The sequence below is a fragment of the Pseudomonas xanthosomatis genome (assembly GCF_019139835.1).
Lineage (GTDB): Bacteria > Pseudomonadota > Gammaproteobacteria > Pseudomonadales > Pseudomonadaceae > Aquipseudomonas > Aquipseudomonas fakonensis.
In genome coordinates this window covers 5,836,093-5,861,460 of the sequence record NZ_CP077075.1, presented here as the reverse complement: position 1 = coordinate 5,861,460, position 25,368 = coordinate 5,836,093, and the positions used below count along the sequence as shown (strand labels likewise).

General features: G+C 64.9%; 19 protein-coding genes. 11 read left to right on the top strand and 8 right to left on the bottom strand.

Annotated features, from left to right (window positions below; all coding sequences use genetic code 11):
- The first annotated feature begins 44 nt into the window (after positions 1–44).
- From KSS93_RS25885 to KSS93_RS25870, 4 genes are all read left to right on the top strand, one after another.
- A complete protein-coding gene (locus KSS93_RS25885) occupies positions 45–665 on the top strand; it encodes a heme acquisition protein HasA (RefSeq protein ID WP_217886564.1) in 621 nt (206 codons plus the stop codon).
- A gap of 168 nt (positions 666–833) precedes the next feature.
- Entirely contained in the window at positions 834–2,588 is a 1,755-nt protein-coding gene (locus KSS93_RS25880) for a type I secretion system permease/ATPase (protein WP_217886563.1), read from the top strand.
- Positions 2,589–2,592: 4 nt separating this feature from the next.
- A complete protein-coding gene (locus KSS93_RS25875; RefSeq protein ID WP_217886562.1) occupies positions 2,593–3,924 on the top strand; it encodes an HlyD family type I secretion periplasmic adaptor subunit in 1,332 nt (443 codons plus the stop codon).
- A gap of 5 nt (positions 3,925–3,929) precedes the next feature.
- Positions 3,930–5,303 (top strand): TolC family outer membrane protein, encoded by a 1,374-nt coding sequence (locus KSS93_RS25870; RefSeq protein WP_225917261.1) that lies wholly within the window; start codon positions 3,930–3,932, stop codon positions 5,301–5,303.
- A 343-nt stretch (positions 5,304–5,646) separates the two neighbouring features.
- Here the strand turns inward: KSS93_RS25870 and KSS93_RS25865 are convergent, their stop codons facing one another.
- Together KSS93_RS25865 and KSS93_RS25860 are read right to left on the bottom strand one after the other, a co-directional pair.
- Positions 5,647–7,164 (bottom strand): nucleobase:cation symporter-2 family protein, encoded by a 1,518-nt coding sequence (locus KSS93_RS25865; protein ID WP_217886560.1) that lies wholly within the window; start codon positions 7,162–7,164, stop codon positions 5,647–5,649.
- A gap of 262 nt (positions 7,165–7,426) precedes the next feature.
- Complete coding sequence (locus KSS93_RS25860; RefSeq protein WP_217886559.1) at positions 7,427–7,795, bottom strand: PilZ domain-containing protein; 369 nt, start codon at positions 7,793–7,795, stop codon at positions 7,427–7,429.
- A gap of 165 nt (positions 7,796–7,960) precedes the next feature.
- Between KSS93_RS25860 and KSS93_RS25855 the strand changes: the two genes are divergently transcribed.
- The 4 genes from KSS93_RS25855 (at position 7,961) to KSS93_RS25840 (ending at position 11,571) form a co-directional block, all read left to right on the top strand.
- Positions 7,961–10,027, top strand: coding sequence for a carbon starvation CstA family protein (locus KSS93_RS25855; protein WP_217886558.1), 2,067 nt, complete (start codon positions 7,961–7,963; stop codon positions 10,025–10,027).
- A gap of 13 nt (positions 10,028–10,040) precedes the next feature.
- Complete coding sequence (locus tag KSS93_RS25850) at positions 10,041–10,238, top strand: YbdD/YjiX family protein (protein ID WP_003251633.1); 198 nt, start codon at positions 10,041–10,043, stop codon at positions 10,236–10,238.
- Between the two features lie 77 nt (positions 10,239–10,315).
- Positions 10,316–11,293, top strand: a complete 978-nt coding sequence (gene yjiA, locus KSS93_RS25845) for a GTPase (protein ID WP_217886557.1) — start codon at positions 10,316–10,318, stop codon at positions 11,291–11,293.
- Positions 11,294–11,367: 74 nt separating this feature from the next.
- Entirely contained in the window at positions 11,368–11,571 is a 204-nt protein-coding gene (locus KSS93_RS25840) for a hypothetical protein (protein ID WP_217886556.1), read from the top strand.
- Positions 11,572–11,642: 71 nt separating this feature from the next.
- Here KSS93_RS25840 and glyA read toward each other — a convergent pair whose 3' ends face one another.
- Together glyA and KSS93_RS25830 are read right to left on the bottom strand one after the other, a co-directional pair.
- Entirely contained in the window at positions 11,643–12,896 is a 1,254-nt protein-coding gene (gene glyA, locus KSS93_RS25835) for a serine hydroxymethyltransferase (protein ID WP_217886555.1), read from the bottom strand.
- A gap of 406 nt (positions 12,897–13,302) precedes the next feature.
- A complete protein-coding gene (locus KSS93_RS25830) occupies positions 13,303–17,133 on the bottom strand; it encodes a sensor domain-containing protein (RefSeq protein WP_217886554.1) in 3,831 nt (1,276 codons plus the stop codon).
- Positions 17,134–17,385: 252 nt separating this feature from the next.
- On the opposite strand from KSS93_RS25830, the gene KSS93_RS25825 reads away from it, so the two are divergent.
- From KSS93_RS25825 to gdhA, 3 genes are all read left to right on the top strand, one after another.
- Positions 17,386–17,796 carry a hypothetical protein gene (locus tag KSS93_RS25825; RefSeq protein WP_217886553.1) on the top strand — a complete coding sequence of 137 codons (411 nt, stop codon included), beginning with the start codon at positions 17,386–17,388 and terminating at the stop codon, positions 17,794–17,796.
- 295 nt (positions 17,797–18,091) lie between these two features.
- Complete coding sequence (gene ettA, locus KSS93_RS25820) at positions 18,092–19,759, top strand: energy-dependent translational throttle protein EttA (RefSeq protein WP_217840396.1); 1,668 nt, start codon at positions 18,092–18,094, stop codon at positions 19,757–19,759.
- A 310-nt stretch (positions 19,760–20,069) separates the two neighbouring features.
- Positions 20,070–21,410, top strand: coding sequence for an NADP-specific glutamate dehydrogenase (gene gdhA / locus KSS93_RS25815; protein ID WP_217886552.1), 1,341 nt, complete (start codon positions 20,070–20,072; stop codon positions 21,408–21,410).
- 140 nt (positions 21,411–21,550) lie between these two features.
- Here gdhA and KSS93_RS25810 read toward each other — a convergent pair whose 3' ends face one another.
- The 4 genes from KSS93_RS25810 to KSS93_RS25795 all read right to left on the bottom strand — a co-directional run bounded on the left by KSS93_RS25810 (position 21,551) and on the right by KSS93_RS25795 (position 25,156).
- Positions 21,551–22,048 carry a GreA/GreB family elongation factor gene (locus KSS93_RS25810; RefSeq protein ID WP_217886551.1) on the bottom strand — a complete coding sequence of 166 codons (498 nt, stop codon included), beginning with the start codon at positions 22,046–22,048 and terminating at the stop codon, positions 21,551–21,553.
- A gap of 69 nt (positions 22,049–22,117) precedes the next feature.
- The gene (locus tag KSS93_RS25805; protein ID WP_217886550.1) at positions 22,118–22,474 is read right to left on the bottom strand and encodes a hypothetical protein; all 357 of its coding nucleotides are present in this window, start codon (positions 22,472–22,474) and stop codon (positions 22,118–22,120) included.
- A gap of 261 nt (positions 22,475–22,735) precedes the next feature.
- A complete protein-coding gene (locus KSS93_RS25800) occupies positions 22,736–24,589 on the bottom strand; it encodes an Lnb N-terminal periplasmic domain-containing protein (protein WP_217886549.1) in 1,854 nt (617 codons plus the stop codon).
- 78 nt (positions 24,590–24,667) lie between these two features.
- Positions 24,668–25,156: a DUF3015 domain-containing protein gene (locus tag KSS93_RS25795; protein WP_217886548.1), complete on the bottom strand. Its 489-nt coding sequence runs from the start codon at positions 25,154–25,156 to the stop codon at positions 24,668–24,670.
- Between the last annotated feature and the right edge of the window lie 212 nt (positions 25,157–25,368).

Genomic DNA, 25,368 nt, shown 5'->3' with positions numbered 1-25,368 from the left:
GAATGCGCCTTCGCTCAATGCTGTACCGTTAACGAGGAAATGAAATGACTCTGTCCGTTACCTACTCCGCCACCTTCGCCAACGCCACCGTCGACAGCTACCTGGCCTTCTGGTCCAACGGCTTCAAGACCGCCGACCACGGCGAAGGCAACACCGGCGGCTTCAGCAACGGCACCTTCGATGGTGACCAGTACGCCACCCGCGGTGCCAGCTCCAGCTACGCGTTCATCGCCGACAGCGACACCAGCAACGGCCTGCACTACGTGTTCAACCCAACCCTGCCAGCCAGCAGCACCCAGAACCACTACCTGTGGGGCGAGCTGGACAACGTTTCGCTCGGCCAGACCCTGGGCGGCGGCAGCGGCAGCGACTACACCCTGAGCAACTTCGTGGTCACCTTCGGCGGCCTGGACCTGAGCTCGGCCCTGGGCGATGGCCGCGTGGCTGGTGCCAACGATGTGCACGACGTGATCTACGGCCTGATGCAGGGCAACACCAGCGCGCTGGAATCGGTACTGGACAACCTGCTGGCCGACTACGGCGTGTCCACCGACAACACCTTCGCCGACATCAGTGCAGCCCTGGCCGCAGGCCCGGTCAGCACTGTCTCGGCCGATGCCGTTGGCGTGCAGGCGCTGCCTGAGGACCTGGCCCTGGCGGCCTGAGCCCAGGCATGAAAAAGCGAATGGCAGGTCGCCCTGACATTCGCTGATTTGCTGCATTACCCCGCAGCCCGTGTCTTTGCCGGGCCCAGGCTGCGGTGGTGCGAATTTTGTGGCGTAGGTGGCGCGAACGCAATCGCCTGCCTGCGCCTTGTGCGAGGTTTACAACAAATGCGAACCGCTCCCGCCGCAGTCAACGAAGTGCTGCTGGCGCTCAAGGCCTGCCGTGCAGGCCTGGGTAACGTCGCCCTGTTCACCGCCGTGATCAACCTGCTGATGCTGGCGCCGGCGCTGTACATGCTGCAGGTCTACGACCGGGTGTTGTCCTCGCGTAACGAGATGACCCTGCTGATGCTCAGCCTGATGATCATCGGGCTGTTCGCCTTCATGGGGCTGTTGGAGTGGTTGCGCAGCCAGGTGGTGATCCGCCTGGGCACGCACATGGACATGCGCCTGAACCCGCGGGTGTTCGAGGCCGCCTTCGAAGCCAGCCTGGCCGGGCACAAGGGTGCGGCCGGGCAGATGCTCGCCGACTTGACCAGCCTGCGCCAGTTCGCCACCGGCCAGGCGCTGTTCGCCTTCTTCGATGCGCCGTGGTTCCCGGTGTACCTGCTGGTGATGTTCCTGTTCAGCCCCTGGCTGGGGCTGATGGCCGTGGTTGGCGCGGTGCTGCTGATCGTGCTGGCATGGGCCAACGAGCGCCTGACCCAGGCGCCGTTCGCCGAAGCCGGGCAGCTGTCGCAGCAGGCCGGCCAGCAGGCCAGCGGCAACCTGCGCAACGCCGAGGTGATCGAAGCCATGGGCATGCTCGGCGCGGTGCGCCAGCGCTGGGCGCAGTTGCACCATGGCTTTCTCGCCCGCCAGAGCCTTGGCAGCGAGCGCACCGCGGCGGTGACTGCAGTGTCGAAGAGCGTGCGCCTGGCCTTGCAATCGCTGGTGCTGGGCCTGGGGGCGTGGCTGGCCATCGAGCAGCTGATTACCCCGGGCATGATGATCGCAGGTTCTATTCTGATGGCCCGGGTGCTGGCGCCGATCGACCAGCTGATCGGCGCTTGGCGCCAGTGGGGCGCGGCGCGCCAGGCCTACCAGCGGCTGAACGAGCTGCTGCGGGCGCAGCCACCGCGCCCGGCGGGCATGCCGCTGCCGGCGCCGAGCGGGCGGTTGAGTGTCGAGGCGCTGACGGCGCTGCAGCCGGGCAGCAACCGCCCGTGCCTGAGCAACCTGGGTTTTGAACTGCCGGCCGGCGAGTCGCTGGGCATGCTCGGGCCGTCCGGCTCGGGCAAGTCGACCCTGGCCCGGGTGCTGGTGGGGGCGCAGCGTGCCGCCAGCGGCAAGGTGCGCCTGGATGGCGCCGAAATGAGCCAGTGGGACCGCCAGGCACTGGGCGTGCACATCGGCTACCTGCCGCAAGACGTGCAACTGTTCGCCGGCAGCATCGCCGAGAACATCGCCCGCCTGGGGCCGGTGGACGCCCAGCAGGTGGTGGCTGCCGCGCAACTGGCCGGGGTGCATGACATGGTGCTCAAGCTGCCGGCCGGCTACGACACCCAGCTGGGCGAGGGCGGCATGGGGTTGTCCGGTGGCCAGCGCCAGCGCATCGGCCTGGCCCGGGCGCTGTACGGGCTGCCGGCGCTGATCGTGCTGGACGAGCCCAACTCCAACCTCGACGAGGCCGGCGAGCGGGCCTTGGTCGAGGCCATCGCCAAGGTGCGCGAGCTCAAGCGCAGCTTGATCCTGATTACCCACAAGCCGGCTTTGCTGGCCGGGCTGGACAACCTGCTGATGCTTCAGGCCGGCCAGTTGCAGGCCTTCGGCCCGACCGCGCGGGTGCTGCAGGACGTGCAGCGCAGCGCCCGCCCGGCAGCACCGGCACCTGCCCGGGCGCCGGTAGGGCTGAGCATGACCTTTGGCCAGCCGAGAGCGTGAGACCATGACCGTACACCCCGTAATTTCCCAGGCTGCGCCCGACAATGTGCTGCGCCTGGACGCCCATCGCCCGGCGCGCATCGGCCGCTGGCTGGTGCTGGCAGGCTTCGGCGGCTTTCTGCTGTGGGGCGCCCTGGCGCCGCTGGACAAAGGCGTGCCGGTCAGCGGCACGGTGATGGTCGCCGGCAGCCGCCAGGCCGTGCAGCACCCCACCGGCGGGGTGATCGAGCAACTGCTGGTGCGCGATGGCGACCGGGTTACCGCCGGCCAGGTGCTGGTGCTCCTGGACTCGACCCAGGCCCAGGCGCAGGTCGGTTCGCTCGAGGTGCAGTACCTCAATGCCCGGGCCGGTGAGGCGCGCCTGCAGGCTGAGCGCGACGCTGCCAGCAGCCTGGTTTTCCCCGAGGACCTGCTGGCCCAGGCCGGCACACCCTGGGTCGCCACGGCCCTCGAGGCGCAGCGCCAGTTGCGCGCCAGCCGCGCCCAGGCCCTGCGCATGGAGCTTGACGGCCTGCGTGAAAACATCGCTGGCGCCGAGGCATCGCTTGCCGGGCTGCAAGGCTCGATGGCCAGCAAGCAGGCCCAGCGCGATGCCCTTGACGAGCAACTGCACGGCCTGCGCGAGCTGGCCCGGGACGGTTACATTCCGCGTAACCGCCTGCTCGACAACGAACGGCTGCTGGCCCAGGTCAACGGCTCGATCGCCGAGGACCTGGGCTCCATCGGCCGCACCCGGCGCCAGGTGCTGGAGCTGAAACTGCGCATCGGCCAGCGCCAGCAAGAGTTCCAGAACGAGGTGCGCCAGCAGCTCGCCGAACTGCAAGCCAATGCCGAGGACCTGGGCAACCGCCTGCGCAGCGCGCGCTTTGAACTGGCCCACAACCAGGTGCGCGCCCCCGCCGACGGCACCGTGGTCAACCTGAGCGTGTTCACCAACGGCGGTGTGATCGCCCGCGGCCAGCAACTGATGGAGATCGTGCCTAGCGAGGTGCCACTGCTGGTGGATGCCCGGGCACCGGTGGAGATGGTCGACCGCCTGCACCCGGGGCTGCCGGTAGAGCTGATGTTCTCGGCCTTCAACCAGAGCACCACGCCGCGGGTGGACGGCGAGGTGACCCTGGTGTCGGCCGACCGCCTGCTGGATGAAAAGACCCAGCAGCCGTACTACCAGCTGCGCATCAAGGTCAGCCCCCAGGGGCTGGAACAGCTGGCCGGGCTGGACATTCGCCCCGGCATGCCGGTGGAGGCCTTCGTGCGTACCGGCGAACGCTCGCTGCTCAACTACCTGTTCAAGCCGCTGGCCGACCGGGTGCATGTCGCCCTGGCGGAGGAATGACTGCAATGCTGATTGCCCGCCTGACCCTCGCCGCGCTGCTGTGTGGCAGTGCCTCGGCACATGCTTTGGACCTGGGTGACGCCTACGCCCTGGCCCTGCGCAACGACCCCACCTGGCAGGGCGCCATTGCCGAACGCGCCGCCGGTATCGAGAACCTGGCCATCGGCCGCGCCGGGTTGCTGCCCAAGCTTTCGTACCGCTACAACCGCGCCCGCAATGATTCCGAGGTGACCCAGTACAGCCAGTTCGGCGATGTCACCACCCAGCGCGACTATCGCAGTTACACCTCGACCCTGACCGTCGAGCAGCCGCTGTTCGACTATGCCGCCTGGGCCCAGTACCGCAGCGGCGTGGCCCAGGCGGCGCTGGCTGACGAGCGCCTGCGCGGGCGTGGCCAGGAGCTGGTGGTGCGTTTGTTCCAGGCCTACAGCGAGGCGCTGTTCGCCCACGAGCAGATCAACCTGGCCCAGGCCCAGCGGCGCACCTACGCCGAGCAGCTGACCCTCAACGAGCGCCTGCTCAAGGGTGGCGAGGGTACCCGCACCGATGTGCTGGAAACCCGTGCCCGCCTTGAGCTGGCCCAGGCCCAGGAGATCGAGGCCGGTGACAACCTGGATGCCGCACTGCGCACCTTGCAGGCCATCGTCGGCGAGGCGGTGGGGGTCGAAGACCTGGCGCCGTTGGCTACGGGCTTCAGGGTGCAGCCATTGAGCCCGGCGCGTTTCGAACCCTGGCGTGACCTGGCGGTGGCGCACAACGCCGAGCTTGCCAGCCAGCGTCACGGCCTGGATGTGGCCGAACAGAACATCGAGCGCCAGCGCGCCGGGCACCTGCCGTCGCTCAGCGCCTACGCCAGCAAGGGCATTTCCAGCTCAAGCTCCGAGAGCACCTACAACCAGCGCTACGACACCGACAGCATCGGCCTGCAACTGAGCCTGCCGTTGTTCGCCGGTGGCGGGGTGTCGGCAGCGGTACGCCAGGCCAGGGCCCAGCGCGATGCGGCAGGCTTCGAGCTGGACGCGCAACTGCGCGACACGGTCAACCAGCTGCGCCGGCAGTTCAATTTGTGCGCCAGCAGCACGGCGAAGATCCGCGCCTACGACCTGGCAGTGAACTCGGCGCGGGCGTTGGTTGAGGCCACGCGCAAGAGCGTGGCCGGGGGCGAGCGGGTCAACCTCGATGTACTGGACGCCGAGCAGCAGCTGTACAGCGCCCGGCGCGACCTGGCCCAGGCGCGCTATGACTACCTGCGGGCGTGGTTGCAGTTGCGCTACCTGGCGGGGGTGCTGGATGCGCGCGACTTGCAGGTGTTGAACGCCTACTTCGAGGGCCCTATCGCCGGCAAGCCGGCTCTCATAGAACAAACTGCAACTCATTGATTTAACACGGTCCCTGTGGGAAGCGGCCTTGTGTCGCGATGGGCTGCGCAGCAGCCCCGGCAATTTTGCATGAAGCCGAAATCTTGGGGCCGCTTCGCGCCCCATCGCGACACAAGGCCGCTTCCCACAGACACCGTGGCGCATCGGCGAGACCAGTTCTCTGCGCGACAGCGCAGCCCGAAAGGGCTGGGTGATCTCCTAAAGGGTGACGCGATTTCTGCGGGAGATCGCATCGCCATCAAAACTGCGCTTTACCTGTAGGAGCCTGAGGCCCCTGCAGGCAAACCAAAAAGGGGAGCCGACGATGCGCGTCGGCTCCCCTGCGTGATCACTCAGCCAGCGATCAATGCTCGGCCACGGCCTTGCGCCTGGGCGCTTGGTTGCCATGTTCGTCCAGTTCCAGCACCGGTACCTCGTTACCCTCGGCGTCGAACAGCTTGCCATCCTTGAAGTAGTCGCCATCGCGCAGGGCCGAGATGTCCGAGTACTGGATGGTGCGCTCGTAGGCGGCGGCGAACACCGACTGGTTTTCCGAGTTGCCGGTGGTGAAGTGGTTGAACATCAGGTTCAGCAGGATGGCCATGATCGCCGCCGAGCTGATGCCGGAGTGGAAGATGGTTTCGAACCAGGTGGGGAAGTTGTGGTAGAAGGTCGGCGCGGCGATCGGGATCATGCCGAAGCCCAGCGAGGCGGCGACGATGATCAGGTTGACGTTGTTCTTGTAGCTGACCTTGCTCAGGGTGCGGATGCCGCTGGCGGCCACGGTGCCGAACAGCACGATGCCGGCGCCGCCCAGTACCGGGGTGGGTACCGCAGCAATCACCCGGCCCATGATCGGCAACAGGCCCAGCACCACCAGGATTACACCACCGGTGGCAACGACATAGCGGCTCTTGACTCCGGTCACGGCCACCAGGCCGACGTTCTGGGCGAAGGCGCTCTGGGTGAACGAACCGAACACCGGGGCCAGGATGCTCGACGCCATGTCGGCGCGCAGGCCGTTGCCCAGGCGCTTGGAGTCGACCTTGGTGTCGATGATTTCACCGACCGCAAGGATGTCTGCCGAGGTTTCCACCAGGGTCACCATGATCACGATGCACATCGACAGGATGGCGGCGATGTGGAAGGTCGGCATGCCGAAGTGGAACGGTGTGGGGAAGGCGAACATCGGGCCTTCGCTGACCTTGCTGAAATCGGCCATGCCCAGCGACCAGGCGATCAGGGTGCCGATCACCATGGCCAGCAGGATCGACAGGCGCGAGATGGCCGCGTTACCCAGCTTGCTCAGCACCAGCACGATGGCAAAAGTCAGCCCGGCCAGGCCGATGTTGGCCACGCTGCCGAACTCCGGTGAGGCACTGTTGCCGCCCATCACCCAGCGTGCAGCCACCGGCATCAGGGTCAGGCCGATGGTGGTGATGACGATACCGGTCACCAGCGGCGGGAAGAACTTGGTGATGCGCGAGAACACCGGGGTGATCAAGAAGCCGATCAGCGATGCGGCCATGACCGCGCCCAACACCCCCTGCAAGCCACCACCGCCTTCGCTGCTGATGATTGCGCCCATGGTTGCCACACCGGCAAACGACACGCCCTGCACCAGCGGCAGCTGGCAGCCGAAGAACGGCACGCCGAGGGTTTGCAGCAGTGTGGCCAGGCCGCCGGCGAACAGCGAGGCGGCGATCAGCAGGCCGATCTCGGCCCCGTTGAGGCCAGCGGCCTGGCCGAGGATCAGCGGCACCGCGACGATCCCGCCATACATGGTCAGGACATGTTGCAGCCCGTAGGCCAGGTTGGCGCCAAGCCCGAGGTTTTCGTCCTCGGGGCGTTGGGTGGGAGACGTGCTGGTGGACGTAGTCATGGAGCATGCTCTCGGTTTTATTGTTGTCTGGCTACTGTAGGCAAAGAGTGCATTCGATTGCCATCAGAATTGTATACAATTTTTTGATCCTAGCGCCCACGGTACTGCCTCCAAAGGGCTCCTTGTCTGGATGCAGGATACGTTCCAGCTAGCTGGGATCGGTTTTAGATAGGTGTATACAACCCGTCAGACAGCTCGCTATAAGCTGTCTGAGTAGTCAGGAAGCACTTTGAGGGGAGAGTTCTTAGCAAGCTAAGAGATATCAATCTTCGATCAATTCCCGCAGCTCACGCATCATTTCGGTGCTGTCGCCTACGTTCAGCTCCACCAAACGGTGCAGGTGGCTCATCGAGTCGACATCTATATAGAGGCAGATGAAGCCCAGCCGGGTGGCTTCTTCATGGCGCAATTCAACTTGCATCTTCACCTTGGTGACCTTGTCGTTGAGGTGAATGATGGCTTCGAAGTCCTGGCTCAGGTCGGCCTCCCAGGGCTCGGGGCCCTTGATCAGCAGGCCCTTGAGGGAAAGGTCGAGCAGGGTTACCGGCCAGCGTCGCTCACCCTGGCGCAGTTCGGTGGGGGCATCGAAGGCGATGCGCTGGAAACGGCGGCGTTCGTCGTGGTCGCTCATGGCAAAGTCCTCGGGGTTCAGCCTGACTATAGTCAATGATGTCGCTGTAGCAGGTTGCGCAATCCGGCCGCAGAGGCTCTAGACCAAAGCAAGTATGGCAATGCGCGATGACACGCCCTAGACTCGGTGGGCGGTCTTTTCCAATCCACCAGCTGGAAGTAAACCATGAACAACAATAATAGCCTGCTACGCCACATTCCGTGGCTGGCGCTGGCAGTCATAGGGGCCTGCGCGCTGGGTGTGGTTGCCCTGCGTCGCGGCGAGGCGATCAATGCCTTGTGGATCGTGGTTGCGTCTGTGGCCATCTACCTGGTCGCCTACCGCTACTACAGCCTGTTCATCGCCACCAAGGTGATGCAACTCGACCCCCGTCGGGCCACGCCCGCGGTACTCAACAACGATGGCCTGGACTACGTCCCGACCAACAAGCACATTCTGTTCGGTCACCACTTCGCCGCCATCGCCGGCGCCGGCCCGCTCGTGGGCCCGGTACTCGCCGCGCAGATGGGCTACCTGCCCGGCACCCTGTGGCTGATCGCCGGTGTGGTACTGGCCGGTGCGGTGCAGGACTTCATGGTCCTGTTCCTCTCCACCCGCCGTAACGGCCGCTCCCTGGGCGACATGGTGCGCGAGGAGATGGGCCGCATTCCGGGCACCATCGCCCTGTTCGGCTGCTTCCTGATCATGATCATCATCCTTGCGGTGCTGGCGCTGATCGTGGTCAAGGCCCTGGCCGAGAGCCCGTGGGGCATGTTCACGGTGATGGCGACCATCCCGATCGCGATGTTCATGGGCATCTACATGCGCTACATCCGCCCGGGCCGCATCGGTGAGATCTCGATCATCGGCGTGGTCCTGCTGCTGCTGTCGATCTGGCTGGGGGGCCAGATTGCCGCAGATCCGGTGTGGGGGCCTGCCTTCACCTTCACCGGCGTGCAGATTACCTGGATGCTGGTCGGCTACGGCTTCGTCGCCGCGGTACTGCCGGTGTGGCTGGTGCTGGCGCCGCGTGACTACCTGTCGACCTTCCTCAAGATCGGCACCATCGTCGGCCTTGCCATCGGCATCCTGGTCATCGCGCCCGAGCTGAAAATGCCCGCGCTGACCCAGTTCACCGACGGCACTGGCCCTGTGTGGAAGGGCACCCTGTTCCCGTTCCTGTTCATCACCATCGCCTGTGGCGCGGTGTCCGGCTTCCATGCGCTGATCTCCTCGGGGACCACGCCCAAGCTGCTGGACAACGAAACCAACGCCCGCTACATCGGCTACGGCGGCATGCTGATGGAGTCGTTCGTCGCCATCATGGCCATGGTCGCTGCCTCGGTGATCGAGCCGGGCGTGTACTTCGCCATGAACAGCCCGGCCGCGGTGGTCGGCGCCGATGCTGTATCGGTTGCGCAGACGGTCAGCAGCTGGGGCTTCCTGATTACCCCTGAACAGCTGGAGGCCGTGGCCCGCGACATTGGCGAGCACACCATCCTGGCCCGTGCCGGCGGCGCGCCGACCCTGGCGGTCGGTATCGCGCAGATCCTGCACCAGGTGCTGCCGGGCGAGAACACCATGGCGTTCTGGTACCACTTCGCCATTCTGTTCGAAGCCCTGTTCATCCTCACCGCGGTGGACGCCGGTACGCGTGCCGGGCGCTTCATGCTGCAAGACCTGCTGGGCAGCTTCGTGCCTGCGCTCAAACGCACCGAGTCGTGGGGCGCCAACCTGCTGGCCACTGCCGGTTGCGTGGCAATGTGGGGCTACCTCTTGTACCAGGGCGTAATCGACCCGCTGGGTGGCATCAACACCTTGTGGCCGCTGTTCGGCATCTCCAACCAGATGCTGGCCGGTATCGCGCTGATGCTCGGCACCGTGGTGCTGATCAAGATGAAGCGCCAGCGCTACATCTGGGTCACCCTGGTACCGGCGGTGTGGCTGCTGATCTGCACCACCGCCGCTGGCCTGATCAAGCTGTTCGACCCCAACCCTGCGGTTGGCTTCCTGGCCCTGGCCAAGAAGTACAGCACCGCGCTGGACGCCGGCCAGGTACTGGCCCCGGCCAAGGATATCGGGCAGATGCAGCACGTGATCTTCAACGCCTACACCAACGCCGGGCTGACCATCCTGTTCCTGGTGGTGGTGTTCAGCATCCTGTTCTTCGCGCTCAAGGTCGGCTACGCCGCCTGGGGCCGCAAAGAGCGGACCGACAAGGAAACCCCGTTCCAGGCCCTGCCTGACGCTTGAGAGGAATGCCGCGATGTTCAACGACCTGGGTCGACTGGGTAAGTACCTGGGGCAGGCAGCCCGCCTGATGGTCGGCATGCCCGACTACGACAACTATGTCGAGCACATGCAGAAAACCCACCCGGACAAGCCGGTGATGAGCTACGAGGCGTTCTTCCGCGAACGCCAGGAAGCCCGTTACGGTGGCAAGTCCGGGCCCAAGTGCTGCTGAATCCGCGTCATGTGTAAAGCTGTGGGAGGCCGGGCAACCGGCCTCCCACAGTCATTTTCGGTTTGAGGAGATTTTGCGTGCACACGCCCATACCCGTTACCGTGCTGACCGGCTTTCTTGGTGCCGGCAAGACCACCCTGCTCAAACACATGCTCAAGGCCGAACACGGGCTGAAGCTGGCCGTGATCGAAAACGAGTTCAGCGACGCCGGCATCGACAGCCAGTTGCTCGGCGACGAGCCGGTGCAGGTCATGACCTTGGCCAATGGCTGCGTTTGCTGCAGCATCCATGGTGACCTGACCCGCGCCCTTTACCTGCTGCTGGAGCGCCTGGACGCCGGCGAGATCGCCTTCGACCGCCTGGTGATCGAGTGCACGGGCCTTGCCGACCCTGCACCGGTGGCGCAGACCTTCTTCATCGACGAAGAGCTGCGCGAGCGCTACATCCTCGACGGCATCATCACCCTGGTCGATGCCGTGCACGCCGAGCTGCACCTGACCCAGGCCATCGCCCAGGCCCAGGTGGGTTTTGCCGACCGCCTGCTGCTGAGCAAGACCGACCTGGCCGAGCCCGAGGCCGTCGATGCGTTGCGCGAGCGCCTGGCGCGCATCAATGGCCGCGCGGCCATCCGCGTGGTCGAGCATGGCCGCATCGACCTGGCCGAGCTGCTCGACGTGCGTGGCTTCAACCTCAACCCGGAGCTGGGCATCAGCCTCAAGCCCACCCTGCGCCCGGTGCTCAAGCCGGCCACCCCGGACCGCATTCGCACCCTGGTGCTGCGCACCGACACGCCGCTGGACATCGACCGCCTCAGCGACTTCATGAACGAGCTGCTCGAAGAACACGGCAAGCAACTGCTGCGCTACAAGGGCGTGCTGAACATCGCCGGCGAAGACCGCCGCCTGGTGTTCCAGGGCGTGCTCAAGCTGTATGGCTTCGACTGGGATGCGCAGTGGAAGGATGGCGAGGTGCGGGAGAGCGTGATGGTGTTCATCGCCGATGAACTGCCGGAAGAAAAGATACGGGCAGGGTTCGAGGAATTGTCCCGCCCATAGGTGAGACTCGTCTGGCTTTACTATGCCGCCTGTTGGCGGCATTTTTTCGCCTCGAATCAGAAGAGGCATTAATCATGAGTCAGCATATGGGTTCGGATCTTGATGATTTTCTCGCTGAAGATGGCCTCCTGGAGGCGTCAGAGGCTGAATCGCTGAAGCGGGTTATCGCCTGGCGGTTGCTGGGTACCCAGGCCATGGGGCAACGCGATTGCACCCGTGAGCCTATGCCTGGGAGCCTGATGGTGCCATTGAAGGCAAATGTGTCCCCCACGGAATAAAATGTGGCCAGGCAGCAAGCACAAAAAAGCCCGGCACATGGCCGGGCTTTTTCACATCAGGCGGCTGCCAATCAGTTGCCGTAAACCGGCAGCTTCTTGCAGATGGCCTTGACCTTCTCACGCACGGCATCGATCACCGCTTCGTTGTTCAGGTCGGCCAGGATGTCGCAGATCCAGCCAGCCAGCTCGCGGCACTCGGCTTCTTTGAAGCCGCGGGTGGTCACGGCCGGGGTGCCGAAACGCAGGCCCGAGGTGACGAACGGCGAACGTGGGTCGTTCGGTACCGAGTTCTTGTTGACGGTGATGAAGGCCTTGCCCAGGGCGGCGTCGGCGTCCTTACCGGAGATTTCCTGCTTGATCAGCGACAGCAGGAACAGGTGGTTCTGGGTGCCGCCGGAGACGACGTCGAAACCACGCTCGATGAACACTTCGGCCATGGCCTGGGCGTTCTTCACCACTTGTTGCTGGTAAGCCTTGAACTCAGGCTGCAGGGCCTCTTTGAAGCAGATGGCCTTGGCGGCGATGACGTGCTCCAGCGGGCCGCCCTGGGCGCCCGGGAAGACAGCGGAGTTCAGCTTCTTCTCGATGTCGGCGTTGGCACGGGCCAGAATCAGGCCGCCGCGCGGGCCGCGCAGGGTTTTGTGGGTGGTGGTGGTGACCACGTCGGCGAACGGCACCGGGTTCGGGTACACGCCAGCGGCGACCAGGCCGGCCACGTGGGCCATGTCGACGAACAGGTAGGCACCGACCTTGTCGGCGATGGCACGGAAGCGTGCGAAGTCCAGCACCTGCGAGTAGGCCGAGAAGCCGGCGACGATCATTTTCGGCTTGTGCTCGACCGCCAGGCGCTCGACTTCGTCGTAATCGATCAGGCCGTTGCTGTCGATGCCGTACTGGATGGCGTTGTACAGCTTGCCCGAGGACGAAACGCTGGCGCCGTGGGTCAGGTGGCCGCCGTGGGCCAGGCTCATGCCCAGGATGGTGTCACCGGCCGACAGCAGGGCCAGGTAGACCGCGGCGTTGGCCTGCGAGCCTGCGTGCGGCTGGACGTTGGCGTAGTCGGCGCCGAACAGCTCCTTGGCACGGTCGATCGCCAGTTGCTCGACCACATCGACGTACTCGCAACCACCGTAGTAGCGCTTGCCCGGGTAGCCTTCGGCGTACTTGTTGGTCAGGACCGAGCCCTGGGCTTCCATGACTGCTGGGCTTGTGTAGTTCTCCGAAGCGATCAGCTCGATATGCTCTTCCTGGCGCAGGGCTTCTTGCTGCATGGCTTCGAAGAGCTCGGCGTCGTACTTGGCAATGGTCAAATCACGGCTGAACATGGCGGTCCTCAAGGATCGGGGGTGAGTTAGGGGGGCATTCTAACTGATTGATTCGCGGCTGGCATATGAACTGGCATCAAGTCGCGGACCAATGGGGCTCATGTTGCAGGCCGCATGGGGACTGGGCTGGAGTTGACCTTCGGGTCCGTTTTTCGGTGCTGCGCTGTGCCTTCGCGGGGCGGCTGTATTGATCAACATCTCAGCCTTGATTCAATCCCGGTGGGAGCAACTGTCTTGTGCTGCCTGTTCCGGCCTCATCGCTGGCAAGCCGGCTCCTACAGCTACGGCACTGACCTGAAGCTCATGCAATCCCTGTGGGAAGCGGCCTTGTGTCGCGATTGGGCTGCGTAGCAGCCCCGGCGATTTGGCAGGGGTGCGCAAAGCATGGGGCCGTGTGGCACCACCGTCACTCAAACATGAACAACGTCTCGTTGCTGAACTGCGCCTCGAACTGGTTGGCCGGCATCGGCCGGCCGAACAGGTAGCCCTGCACCTCGTCACAGCCGTGCTCGCGCAAGAACTCCAGCTGCTCATGGGTCTCGACGCCCTCGGCGATTACCGCAAGGTTCAGGCTGTGGGCCATGGCGATGATCGCACGGGCGATCTGCGCGTCCTGCTCACCCTCAGGCAGGCCGTCGACGAAGGTGCGGTCGATCTTCAGCACGTCGATGGGGAACTGCTTGAGGTAGTTGAGCGACGAGTAGCCGGTGCCGAAGTCGTCGACCGCGATGCTCAGGCCGAGGTTCTTCAGGCTGGCGAGGATCTGCATCGCCTCGTTGACCTCGCGCATCAGGATACTTTCGGTCAGCTCCAGCTCCAGGCACGCCGGCGGCAGCCCGGTTTCCTCGAGAATGTCGGCGATGCGCGTACCCAGCTGGCCATCGGAGAACTGCCGCGCCGAGATGTTCACCGATACCTTCGGTACCCGCACCTTCTGCTGGTGCCAGGCCTTGAGCTGGCGGCTGGCCTCGCGCAGCACCCAGTCGCCGATATCCACCACCAGGCCCAGCTCCTCGATCACCGGGATGAACTCGCCCGGCGGCACCAGGCCGCGGGTCGGGTGGCGCCAGCGCAGCAGCGCCTCGGCGCCGGTCAGGCGCTTGCCGTCGCCGCTGAACTGCGGCTGGTAGTAGAGGATGAACTCGTTCTGCTCCAGGGCGTGGCGCAGGTCGCTTTCCAGCTCCAGGCGCTCCAGGGCGCTGGCGTTCATGTCAGCCTGGTAGAACTGGAAGTTGTTCTTGCCACGCTCCTTGGCGTGGTACATGGCGGTGTCGGCGTTCTTCATCAGCTGGCTCAGCTCGCTGCCATCCTGCGGGCTGAGGGCGATGCCGATACTGGCGGTGACGAAGAACTCGCGGTTTTCCAGCACGAACGGCGTCACCAGGCCGGCGAGGATGTGCTCGGCCACATGGATGGCGCGGTTCAGGGCCTGTTCGCGGGTGGCCCGGGGTTGCAGCAGCAGGGTGAACTCGTCGCCGCCCATGCGCGCCACGGTGTCGCCGTTGTCGACGCAGGCCAGCAGGCGCTCGGCCATGTCCTTGAGCATGCGGTCGCCCGCGGCGTGGCCGAGGGAGTCGTTGATCGGTTTGAAGCGGTCCAGGTCGAGGAACATCAGCACCACCCAGGCCTTTTGCCGCTCGGCCTGCTGCAGGGCGTTGTACAGGCGGTCCTGGAACAGCGTGCGGTTGGGCAGGTGGGTGAGGGCGTCGTAGTAGGCCAGGCGGTGAATGCGCTGTTCGCTGGCCTTGCGCTCGCTGATGTCGGTGAAGAAACACACGTAGCTGGCCAGGTCGCCTTCGTCGTCCAGCACCGCGGTGATGCCCACCCATGCCGGGTAGTGCTCGCCGTTGCGGCGCTTGAGAAACACCTCGCCCTCCCAGCTGCCGCGCTGGTTGAGCTGCTTGAGCACGTAGCCCAGGTGCGCATCCTGCTGGTGCTCGACGGTGAGCATGCCGGGCAACTGGTCGAGCACTTCGGCCACTTCATAGCCGCTGACCCGGCTGAACGCCTCGTTGGCCTGCACGATGTAGCCGGCCGGGTCGGTGATGAGGATGGCCGAGGTGGAATGCTCGAAAACCGTTGCGGCCATGCGCAGGTCTTTCTCGGCGCGGCGCTGCTGGCTGATGTCGCGGCCCACGCCCAGCACGCCCTCGAAGCGCTCGTGCTCGTCCCACACCAGCACCAGGCGCAGTTCGATGGGGATCTTGCGGCCATCGGCGCGCAGGCAATCGAACAGGAACAGTTGGGTCGGCAGGGTGCTACGCAGGCGGGCCAGCTGTTCGCTGTCGCCCAACGCCTTGCTGACCCGCTCCATCAGCCCGTACACGCCGGTAAGCTGGGCCGGGTTGGCGACGATCGATTGCCAGCCGTTGGCGAAGATCCAGTCGGCCTGATAGCCAAGCACCGCCTGCACCGACGGGCTGACGTAGTTCAGGTGCAACTGGTTGTCGGTACTGAAGATCACGTCGCTGATGCTTTCGGCGAGCATGCGGTAGCGCTGCTCGCTGTCGCGCAGCGATTCGCTGGCCTCGATCTGCACGGTGACGTCCTTGCCCACCCCGATGATGCGGGTCACCTGGCCGTCGCCGTCGCGGGTCAGCACCTGCTCGCGGATGTCGTAGCAGCGCCAGCCGCCATCGCGGTGGCGGAAACGCAGTTGGCAGTGCAGCGACTCGCCGTAGCTGCTGTCCAGTTGCTGTTGGCGCAGGGCGTTGTAGCGGGTGGCGTCCTCGGGGTGCAGCAGCAGTTCCCAGAAGCGTTCGCCCATCTGCGCAAGCTCGGCGCGGTCATAACCCAGGGTCTGGCCGAGGTGGCGGTTGCTGAAGATCATCCGCTGGCTGTGCACGTCCTGCACGTAGAGCTGGTCGGGCACGGTACGCACCACGTCCGACCAGAAACTCTCGCGCTCCAGCAGCGACAGCTCGACCTGCTTGCGGCTGGTGATGTCGCTGATGCTCAGGATCACCGCCTGGTAGTCGCGCCGCTGCTGTGGCAGCCGCGCCATCAGCCACAGGTGCAGCTCGCCGCCCAGCGGCGCTGGCAGGCGTACTTCCAGCTCCAGTTGCGAGCGCTCTTCAAGCAGCGCGTCGATCAGCTGCATGCCAACGCTTTCGCGGCCGTTGCCGCTGCCGTCGATCAGGCGCTGCCAGGCGCCTTCGTGGCAGTCGACGTTGAGCAACTGGCGGGCTACCTGGTTGATCTCGGTGATTTTCAGCTCCAGCAGCAGCGAGCGGCGCAGGTTGCCGTCCAGTGCCAGGCTTTGCTTGAGCGCGGCGAGGTTGCGCAGGTGGTAGCGGTCGAGCTGGCCGGGCAGGCTGGAGAGGTCGAGCACGCACAGTGCGACGCCGGTGCCCTCGAAGATTTCGTGGTAGCGCCGGCGGTCTTCCTGCAAGGCGCGCTGGCGGCGGCGCATGTTGATCAGCGCCAGCACCGGCAGCAGCGCGCAGAACAGCGCCAGCACGCACTTGCCGACCAGCGCCGGGAGCAGCTTGCTGCGCGCCAGGCCCTCGTCGAACAGGCCGCGCAGTTGCCAGGTGCTGTTGTCGATGAACGCCAGCATCACGCTTTGCAGGGGCTCGTCGCTGGTCAGGGTGGGGCTGTGGCGCTCGATCACCTCGCCGCTGCGGCTGTTTTCCAGCAGCCACAGCGGGTGGCTGGGGCCGTCCAGGTGCTGGGTGAGCTCGTGGTAGTAGGCCGGGCCCAGGCGCAGCAGCCAGTAGCCGCGGTCCTGCTCGGCGGTTTGGCGCAGCAGCAGGTACACCTGCTGGTTGTCGGGCGTGTTGCTGTAGAAGTAGCTGCTGCCCTGGTTCAGTTGCAGCAGCTCGTCAATCAACTGGCGGTCGTGGCTGCCGGCCTGGGAGTCGGCCAGTACCTGCCCGCTGGCGTCCAGCCAGGCCAGTTGCTGCAGGCTTGGCAGGCGCGCTTGCAGGGTCTCGAGCAGGTTTGACAGGGCGCTGGGCGCCGGTGGCTTGACGTAGGGTTGGACCAGGTTGAGCGCCTGCTGGGCCTTGAGCGCCATGTTCAGGTTCAGGTGGTCGGCCAGTTCCGCGCTGGTGGCCAGGCTCTGCTGGCGCAGGTCGGCCTGGGTATGGCGGAACTGGGTCACCAGCTGCCACAGCAGCAACCCCAGCAACACCAGGGCCAGCAAGGCCAGCGCGCCTTTGAGCGAGCCACGCAGGTGTGAGCCGGCCGTGGGTACGGCAGGGCGCAGAGGGGGCGTTTGCTTCAAGTTGGTCAAGCGTCGGTCCTGCGATTGGGCTGGCGATGGCAGGGGTTTGCATGCACGGCGCATGCCGTGGCCTGGCCTGTAGCCGGCGCACTATATAGCCGCACGTATGAAGCCGCCTAGCATGCCTTCAAATGTGGCAAAGTGCCAGCCCGCGCACCCATGAGCAACCTCGCATCCTGTCATGCCGGTTCGGCAAGCCCCTGCAACCTGTGCGAGAATGCCGCCCGCTTCAAATAGTCAACGCATCGGAGAAGTACGGTTTTGGTTACCCACTATTCCACCAATGGCCTCGATTCCGCCTGTGGGCGTAGCAGTCAGACCCTGGTCAGCACTGCCACTGCCGAGGGCGTATCCTGCAAGACCTGCCAGCGCTCGCTGGCCAAGCCCGACGCCGCTGCCGGCGGCAACAAGTCGCCCTCGCTGGCCGAGCTGCGCAAGTCGGCCAAGGCCGCCAAGGCAGTTGCCGAGCCGGCTGGCGAAGTGGCCGCACAACCGCTCGCCAAGCCTGCTGCCGCGCCGGCCAAGGCGGTGAGCAAGCCGGCCAGTAAAAAGGCCGACAAGCCCGCCCGCAGCGGCGGCTTCAGCGTCAAGTCGGCCTGGGCTGCGCGCCTGGCCGAGCAATCGGACCGTTGCCGCCTGCCGCGCGGCAAGGCCAGGCAGTCGCACGTCTGAGTCCTGCCAGACCCCACTGGCCTTTTCGCGGGCAAGCCCGCTCCCACAGGTACGTTGCGGCTCTGGAGAGCGGCGCGAACCCTGTGGGAGCGGGCTTGCCCGCGAAGAGGCCCTGACAGGCCTGCCCTGTCACCTCAGCCTCAAGGGCTCGGCCAACGCTGCGACCACTCTGTGCAATGCCTCAGCTTGGCGTAGAATGGCCCACTTTGTTCAATGACACCCCGTAAACACATCCCCCGGGCAACCGCCACGGGCGTACGTCGATGTCTTTACCTATCTGATAGAGGGCTTGGTTTTGGCTCAATACGTCTACACCATGCATCGGCTGAGCAAGGTCGTGCCGCCGAAGCGGGAAATTCTCAAGAACATTTCCCTGTCGTTCTTCCCAGGCGCCAAAATCGGCGTGCTCGGCCTGAACGGCGCTGGTAAATCGACCCTGCTGCGCATCATGGCGGGCGTCGACAAGGAATTCGACGGCGAAGCCCGGCCGATGCCCGACATCAACGTCGGCTACCTGCCCCAGGAGCCGCAACTGGACCCGACCAAGACCGTGCGTGAAGTGGTCGAGGAAGCGGTCAGCGTGATCAAGGACGCCCAGGCCCGCCTGGACGAGGTGTACGCCGCCTACGCCGACCCGGACGCCGACTTCGACAAGCTGGCTGCCGAACAGGCCAAGCTCGAAGCCATTCTGCAGGCCGCCGACGGCCACAACCTGGAGCGCCAGCTGGACGTCGCCGCCGACGCCCTGCGCCTGCCGGCCTGGGAAGCGAAAATCGAGCACTTGTCCGGTGGTGAAAAGCGCCGTGTAGCGCTGTGCCGCCTGCTGCTGTCGGCCCCCGACATGCTGCTGCTGGACGAACCGACCAACCACCTGGACGCCGACTCGGTGGCTTGGCTCGAGCGCTTCCTGCACGACTTCCCGGGCACCGTGGTGGCCATTACCCACGACCGTTACTTCCTCGACAACGTCGCCGGCTGGATCCTCGAACTGGACCGCGGTGCGGGCATCCCGTACGAAGGCAACTACTCGGGCTGGCTGGAAGCCAAGTCGGACCGCCTGGCGCAGGAATCCAAGCAGCAAAGCGCCCACGAAAAAGCCATGAAAGAGGAACTGGAGTGGGTGCGCAAAGGCGCCAAGGCCCGCCAGTCCAAGTCCAAGGCCCGTCTGCAGCGCTTCGAAGAGATGCAGTCGCAGGAATTCCAGAAGCGTTCCGAAACCAACGAGATCTACATCCCGGCCGGCCCGCGCCTGGGTGACAAGGTCATCGAGTTCAAGAACGTCACCAAGGGCTACGGCGACCGCGTACTCATCGACAACCTGTCGTTCGCCATGCCAAAAGGCGCCATCGTCGGTGTGATCGGTGGTAACGGTGCCGGTAAGTCGACCCTGTTCCGCATGCTGATGGGCAAGGAGCAGCCGGACTCGGGCAGCATCGAGATCGGTGAAACCGTGCAGCTGGCCTGCGTCGATCAGAGCCGCGAGGACCTGGACGGTGGCAAGACCGTGTTCCAGCAGGTGTCCGATGGCTCCGACATGATCAAGATCGGCAACTACGAGATCCCGTCGCGCACCTACGTGGGCCGCTTCAACTTCAAGGGCGGTGACCAGCAGAAGTTCGTCAAGGACCTGTCCGGTGGTGAGCGTGGCCGCCTGCACCTGGCCCTTACGTTGAAAGAGGGCGGCAACGTCCTGCTGCTCGACGAACCGTCCAACGACCTCGACGTCGAAACCCTGCGTTCGCTCGAAGAAGCCCTGCTGGACTTCCCTGGCGCTGCCATCGTGATCTCCCACGACCGTTGGTTCCTGGACCGTGTCGCCACCCACATCCTGGCGTACGAAGACGACTCCAACGTGACCTTCTTCGAAGGCAACTACACCGAGTACGAAGCCGATCGCAAGAAGCGCCTGGGCGACGCCGCTGCCCAGCCGCACCGTGTGCGCCACAAGAAGCTGGCCCAGTAAGGCCGTTCAGTTGCACAACAATGGGGCCCTCAGGGGCCCCATTTTTGTGCCTGGCAAGAAGTCGGTGCTGGCTTTATTCGCGGGCAAGCCCGCTCCCACAGGTACAGCGCTGGCCTTGGATTGCCCCCTCTCCTGTGGGAGCAGGCTTGCCCGCGAAGCAGGCGCCGCCGAGCGTGGTTTTGTATACATTTATATAAAACGCACCAAAAAATTTCATAAAAACGACATTGCGCCCTGTTCCAGTGCGATTGCTTCTTGGTACATTCCCAAAAAAACCAATAAACAATCCCTCTTGGTGAGACGTCTACCCATGATCGAATCTGTCGACAATTTCCTCGCACGCCTGCAACAACGCGACCCGGGCCAACCGGAATTCCACCAGGCGGTGGAAGAGGTACTGCGCACCCTCTGGCCGTTCCTCGAAGCCAACCCCCACTACCTGCAGGCCGGTATTCTCGAGCGCATCGTCGAGCCGGAGCGTGCCGTGCTGTTCCGCGTATCGTGGGTCGATGACCAGGGCAAGGTCCAGGTCAACCGCGGCTACCGCATCCAGATGAACAGCGCCATCGGCCCGTACAAGGGCGGCCTGCGCTTCCACCCGTCGGTGACCTTGAGCGTGCTCAAGTTCCTGGCCTTCGAGCAGACCTTCAAGAACTCCCTGACCTCGCTGCCAATGGGCGGCGGCAAGGGCGGCTCGGACTTCGACCCCAAGGGCAAGAGCGACGCCGAAGTGATGCGTTTCTGCCAGGCGTTCATGAGCGAGCTGTACCGCCACATCGGTGCCGACTGCGACGTGCCCGCCGGTGACATCGGCGTGGGCGCCCGCGAGATCGGCTTCATGTTTGGCCAGTACAAGCGCCTGGCCAACCAGTTCACTTCGGTATTGACCGGCAAGGGCATGACCTACGGCGGTAGCCTGATCCGCCCTGAAGCCACCGGCTACGGCTGCGTGTACTTCGCCGAAGAAATGCTCAAGCGCCAGGACAAGCGCATCGACGGCCGCCGCGTGGCCATCTCGGGCTCGGGCAACGTTGCCCAGTACGCTGCGCGCAAGGTCATGGACCTGGGCGGCAAGGTGATCTCGCTGTCCGACTCCGAAGGCACGCTGTTCTGCGAAGCCGGCCTGAACGACGCCCAGTGGGACGCGCTGATGGAGCTGAAGAACGTCAAGCGCGGCCGCCTGAGCGAACTGGCCGCGCAGTTCGGCCTGGAATTCCGCAAGGGCCAGACGCCGTGGAACCTTGCGTGCGACATCGCCCTGCCATGCGCCACCCAGAACGAGCTGAACGCTGAAGACGCCCGCACCCTGCTGCGCAACGGCTGCATCTGCGTGGCCGAAGGCGCCAACATGCCGACCACCTTGGACGCTGTGGATATCTTCATCGAGGCTGGCATCCTGTACGCCCCGGGCAAGGCATCCAACGCCGGCGGCGTGGCCGTGTCGGGCCTGGAGATGTCGCAGAACGCCATGCGCCTGCTGTGGACCGCCGGTGAAGTGGACAGCAAGCTGCACCACATCATGCAGTCGATCCACCACGCCTGCGTGCATTACGGCGAAGAGGCCGACGGCACGGTGAACTACGTCAAGGGCGCCAACATCGCCGGCTTCGTCAAAGTGGCCGATGCCATGCTGGCGCAAGGCGTGGTCTGATCCGGAACTGTTGGGGCCGCTTTGCGGCCCTTTTGCTGCACAAGGCCGCTCCTACAGGGAACACGATAGCCTGAGCCATCGCGTATCCCAGCAGGAGCGGCCTTGTGCCGCGAAAGGGCTGCAAAGCAGCCCCATGGCCCTCAAGTCTCAACCCTGACTTCAAGCACCTCGATCATCTGATCCCCCGCCGGCCTGCGCCACAGCACCTCATCCCCAGGCCCCGCGCCCAACAGCGCCCGCCCCAGCGGCGAGCCCCAGTTGATCAGCCCGTGCACGGCATCGGCTTCATCCTCACCCACCAGCCGCATCTCCTGTTCCCGGCCGTCCTCGTCGACGAAGCGCACCCGGCTGCCAATCTGTACCTTTTCGGTGGACGTCGGCGCCGGCACCACCTGGGCAGTCTGTACCCGTGCATTGAAATAACGCAGGTCACGCTCGGCATCGGCCAGGCGCTGCTTGTCGGCCCGTTCGCCCTGGGCCTGCAGTTCGCTGCGCAGCGCATTGAGCGCCGCCACGCGCTGCTGCAGCTGGGCCAGGCCGCTGGCGGTGACGTAGTTGGGCTGGTCGCTGACGCGCCGCTCCACCGGCTGGTTGGCCTGGGCGGCGGCCTGGTCCTCGTTGACGAATGCTCGGCTCATGTGCGGGCCTCCTTGTGCTGGAGACCATGGTGGCAGCTGCGGGGTTTCAACGGTTGCCTGTTTGCGACGTCAGTTGCGCCGGTAGGCGCGGGCGGCGCCCTGGTCCTTCTCGCGCTGCCAGTCGCGGTCGCGCTCGTCCCAGTAGCGTTCGCGGTACTGGCGGGTGTCCTGGTTGCTCTGCATGGCGTGGCACTGGCGAAAACCGTCGTCCCAGCCGGTTTCATACTGAGCTTCGTGCAGGTAACGCGGCACGTTCTTGCGAAACTCGCCGACCATCAGCCCGGCGGCCTGGCGGCCGCTGCTGCAACCGTCGTCGAAGCCATCGGCGTAGGCGGGCGGGTAGCCCTGCTGGACCATCTGTTGGTGGGTGGTTTCGCACCCGGCCAGCAACAACGCGACGCACAAACCCAGCCAATACCGCGACATGACCACAAGACCTCGAGAGTAATGCAGCAAAGTCTAGGTGGCGGTTTGTCGGGGAGATGTCAAAACAGTGTCAAAGAGTCGGTTGGGTCACAGATGCAACGTCTGAAGCTGACGCGATCCCTGTAGGAGCGGCCTTGTGTCGCGATGGGCTGCAAAGCAGCCCCGGCGATTGTGTGTGGTACCGATATCTCGGGGCCGCTACGCGCCCCTTTCGCGACACAAGGCCGCTCCTACAGGGATTGCGCCGGTTTCCGGCCTGCATCAGTAGTGATACCACTTCAACTCCAGCATCACCTCGTTCTGCGCCGTGGCCAGGTGGCTGAACTGGCGGGATGCACTCAAGCGCAGCCCAAGGTTCTGGCTCACTTCCCACTGCTGGTTCAGGCTCACACTGCGGCGCACTTCGCCATTGGTGAAGAAATCGCCCTTGGCCTCCAGCGTCAGGTTGCCCAGCGGGTTGCGCCACAGCAGCCCGCCATTGAAGCCGGCGGCAGGCGATACGAATTCGGCGAAGTCGTTGTGGTGTTCCACCCGCACCGTGCCCAGGGCAAAGCCCAGCAGGTCGTCGCTCAACTGCCAGGTACCCCCGGCACCGCCGTTGACATGGCTGACCAGCACCTCGTCGTCATGCTTGCCCGGCACTCGCTCCAAGCCGCCGGCCACCTGCCACGACCAGGGCTTGAGCAGCTCGTTGCGTGGCGTCAGCGAGCGGATGGTGGCCAGGTCCAGGCGCTGCACCTGCCAGTCGTTGCCCTCGTACTGGCGCAGTTTGAGCTGCAGGATTTCGATCTGCGCCCCGAGCGGGAAGCCGAACATGTTGTCGTTGAGGTCGTGGTAGGCCATGCGCAGGCCGTACTCGGCGAACGCCCGGTCCTCGCGGGTGCCCACGCCCAACTGCCAGGTGCGTGACTGATGACCGTCTTCGGGCAGGCCCGGGCGTTCGATCTCAAGCGGCGGCGGCGGGTTGCGGTTGATCGCCCGCAACAGCTCGAAACTGCGCGTGGCCTGGGCCGGGTCGCGCTCCTGGCCGTTGGCGCGGTAGCGTTCCAGGCGGTAGGCGGCATCCTGCACCAGGGCCTGGCGCTCGCGGGGCAGGGCGGTGAATTCGGGGCTTTGCAAGTGCGTGGTGTCGGTGCTGATGGCCAGCACCTGTTGCTTTTCGGCATGCTCCAGCGGCTCGGCGCGGGCCAGCAGTTCGCGCTCGCGGGACGGCCGGTAGCGCACATCGGTGACCAGCCCGGACTGCTTCACCGCCTTGACCGTGTCGGTGGGGATGGCGGTGAGGGGGAACTGCGAGGTCAGGTCCAGGCTTGGGCGTGCCACCTGCAGCAGTTCGAGCAGGCGGTACGAGCAGTTCTCGTCAAAGAAGAAGTAGTCGAACTTGATCTGCTTGAGCTCCCACACGTGCTCGACCATGCGCCCGGTCTCTTCGGGGGTGAGGTCCAGCTGGTACTCCCACAGGTCGCGGTTTTCCAGGCTGCGGTATTCGGACAGTTTCTCTTGGTAGGGCATCATTGCGAACAGCCCCGGGTAGCCGCCCATCAGGCCCTTCCAGGCATACAGAATGCTGTTGTCGCTGCCTTCGATGTAGGCGCCGAAGTTGATTGCGTAGCTCAGCAGCGTGGTGTCGTCGCGGCGGGTGTTGGACTGGTCGATGCGCAGCAGGGTGTGGCCGAACATCGATGACGGGCTGTTCAGGTACGCGGCCGGGAAGATCAATGCCGCGCTGTGCGGGTCGATCGACTTGTACCAGGTGTTGAATTCGGGGCACTCGGGCTGCGGTAGCCCGGTGAGGTTCAGCTGTTCGCGCAACCAGCGGGTGCGCGCCGGGAAGACGCACTGGGCGTGCTTGTCAGCGAGATTTGCCGGGGCATACAGCGCCTGCACCGTGGCCGCCAGTTCCTGGTCGGGGTGGTGCGCGCCGTCGGCGGCGAGGAAGAACCGCGGGTCGTCGACATAGCTGCGCCAACCGCCAAGCTTGGCGGTTTCGTAGTGGCCCAGGGCAATCCAGTAGGGCGTGGCTGCCAGCTGTTGCAGGCGGGCCGGGTCGACTTGCGGTGCGGCGTGCAGCGGTGCGCTGGCAAGCAGCGCCAAGGGAGCGAGGCGTTTGAGCATGTCGGGCAACTACATCCTGATGATGCCGAAAAGGTAACCGCCAAACCCGCCCCGGTGCCGGGGCGGGCGGCTCGGGGCTCAAGCCTCGGTGGCGTACTTGGCCAGTTGCGGGTCGCTCTTGAGCACTGCCAGGGTATTGCTGTGCACAGATTCGGCAGTCACGTCGGCGCTGCTGAAGATCTGCTGGAAGTGCTCGTGGGTGACAGCGGCGAAGTGCGCGCGGTCTTCAGGTGCTACACCGAGCACCACGGCGTAGGTGGTCAGGGCTTCGCCCTGGCCCTTGGCCATGTCTTCGGAGAGCTCGTTCATCATACCGTTCATGGCGAACCAGGATTTGCCGCCATAGGTGAGGGCCGCCTTGGTCGAGCAACCGTTGGTGCCCGAGGTCATGCCGAAGGTTGCGTTGCCGGAGGTGCCGTTGGTGGTGGAAGCCAGGAAGTGCGCCGGAGTGCCGCGCTGGCCATCGAACAGCATGTTGCCCCAGCCGCAGTTCGGGCCACCTGGCGCTTCGGCCATGGCGTTGATCGAAACAGCGGCGAACAGAGTACCCAGAAGAATCCGTTTCATAGCGTTATTCTCATTCTGTAGTGTCGTACCAAGGGTCAGGGTTCTGGCAACGCTGTTGCCAGTACAGGGGAGTTTTCCACCCCCCCGCGCAGCTTGGAGTTTAGGCACGATCCAAAGGTTGCGTTGTTTATTGCGAAAAATTGCATTGGCGTGGCTGCGACATAAAGTCCCGCACAGCCTTGCAAGCTGCTCGCAGGCAGCGCCAGAATGCT

Excerpts from the sequence above, each read along its gene's own strand:
- KSS93_RS25885 (WP_217886564.1), top strand. The coding sequence starts at position 45 with ATGACTCTGTCCGTTACCTACTCCGCCACCTTCGCCAACGCCACCGTC.
- KSS93_RS25880 (WP_217886563.1), top strand. The coding sequence starts at position 834 with ATGCGAACCGCTCCCGCCGCAGTCAACGAAGTGCTGCTGGCGCTCAAG.
- KSS93_RS25875 (WP_217886562.1), top strand. The coding sequence starts at position 2,593 with ATGACCGTACACCCCGTAATTTCCCAGGCTGCGCCCGACAATGTGCTG.
- KSS93_RS25870 (WP_225917261.1), top strand. The coding sequence starts at position 3,930 with ATGCTGATTGCCCGCCTGACCCTCGCCGCGCTGCTGTGTGGCAGTGCC.
- KSS93_RS25865 (WP_217886560.1), bottom strand. The coding sequence starts at position 7,164 with ATGACTACGTCCACCAGCACGTCTCCCACCCAACGCCCCGAGGACGAA.
- KSS93_RS25860 (WP_217886559.1), bottom strand. The coding sequence starts at position 7,795 with ATGAGCGACCACGACGAACGCCGCCGTTTCCAGCGCATCGCCTTCGAT.
- KSS93_RS25855 (WP_217886558.1), top strand. The coding sequence starts at position 7,961 with ATGAACAACAATAATAGCCTGCTACGCCACATTCCGTGGCTGGCGCTG.
- KSS93_RS25850 (WP_003251633.1), top strand. The coding sequence starts at position 10,041 with ATGTTCAACGACCTGGGTCGACTGGGTAAGTACCTGGGGCAGGCAGCC.
- KSS93_RS25840 (WP_217886556.1), top strand. The coding sequence starts at position 11,368 with ATGAGTCAGCATATGGGTTCGGATCTTGATGATTTTCTCGCTGAAGAT.
- glyA (WP_217886555.1), bottom strand. The coding sequence starts at position 12,896 with ATGTTCAGCCGTGATTTGACCATTGCCAAGTACGACGCCGAGCTCTTC.
- gdhA (WP_217886552.1), top strand. The coding sequence starts at position 20,070 with ATGATCGAATCTGTCGACAATTTCCTCGCACGCCTGCAACAACGCGAC.
- KSS93_RS25810 (WP_217886551.1), bottom strand. The coding sequence starts at position 22,048 with ATGAGCCGAGCATTCGTCAACGAGGACCAGGCCGCCGCCCAGGCCAAC.
- KSS93_RS25805 (WP_217886550.1), bottom strand. The coding sequence starts at position 22,474 with ATGTCGCGGTATTGGCTGGGTTTGTGCGTCGCGTTGTTGCTGGCCGGG.
- KSS93_RS25800 (WP_217886549.1), bottom strand. The coding sequence starts at position 24,589 with ATGCTCAAACGCCTCGCTCCCTTGGCGCTGCTTGCCAGCGCACCGCTG.
- KSS93_RS25795 (WP_217886548.1), bottom strand. The coding sequence starts at position 25,156 with ATGAAACGGATTCTTCTGGGTACTCTGTTCGCCGCTGTTTCGATCAAC.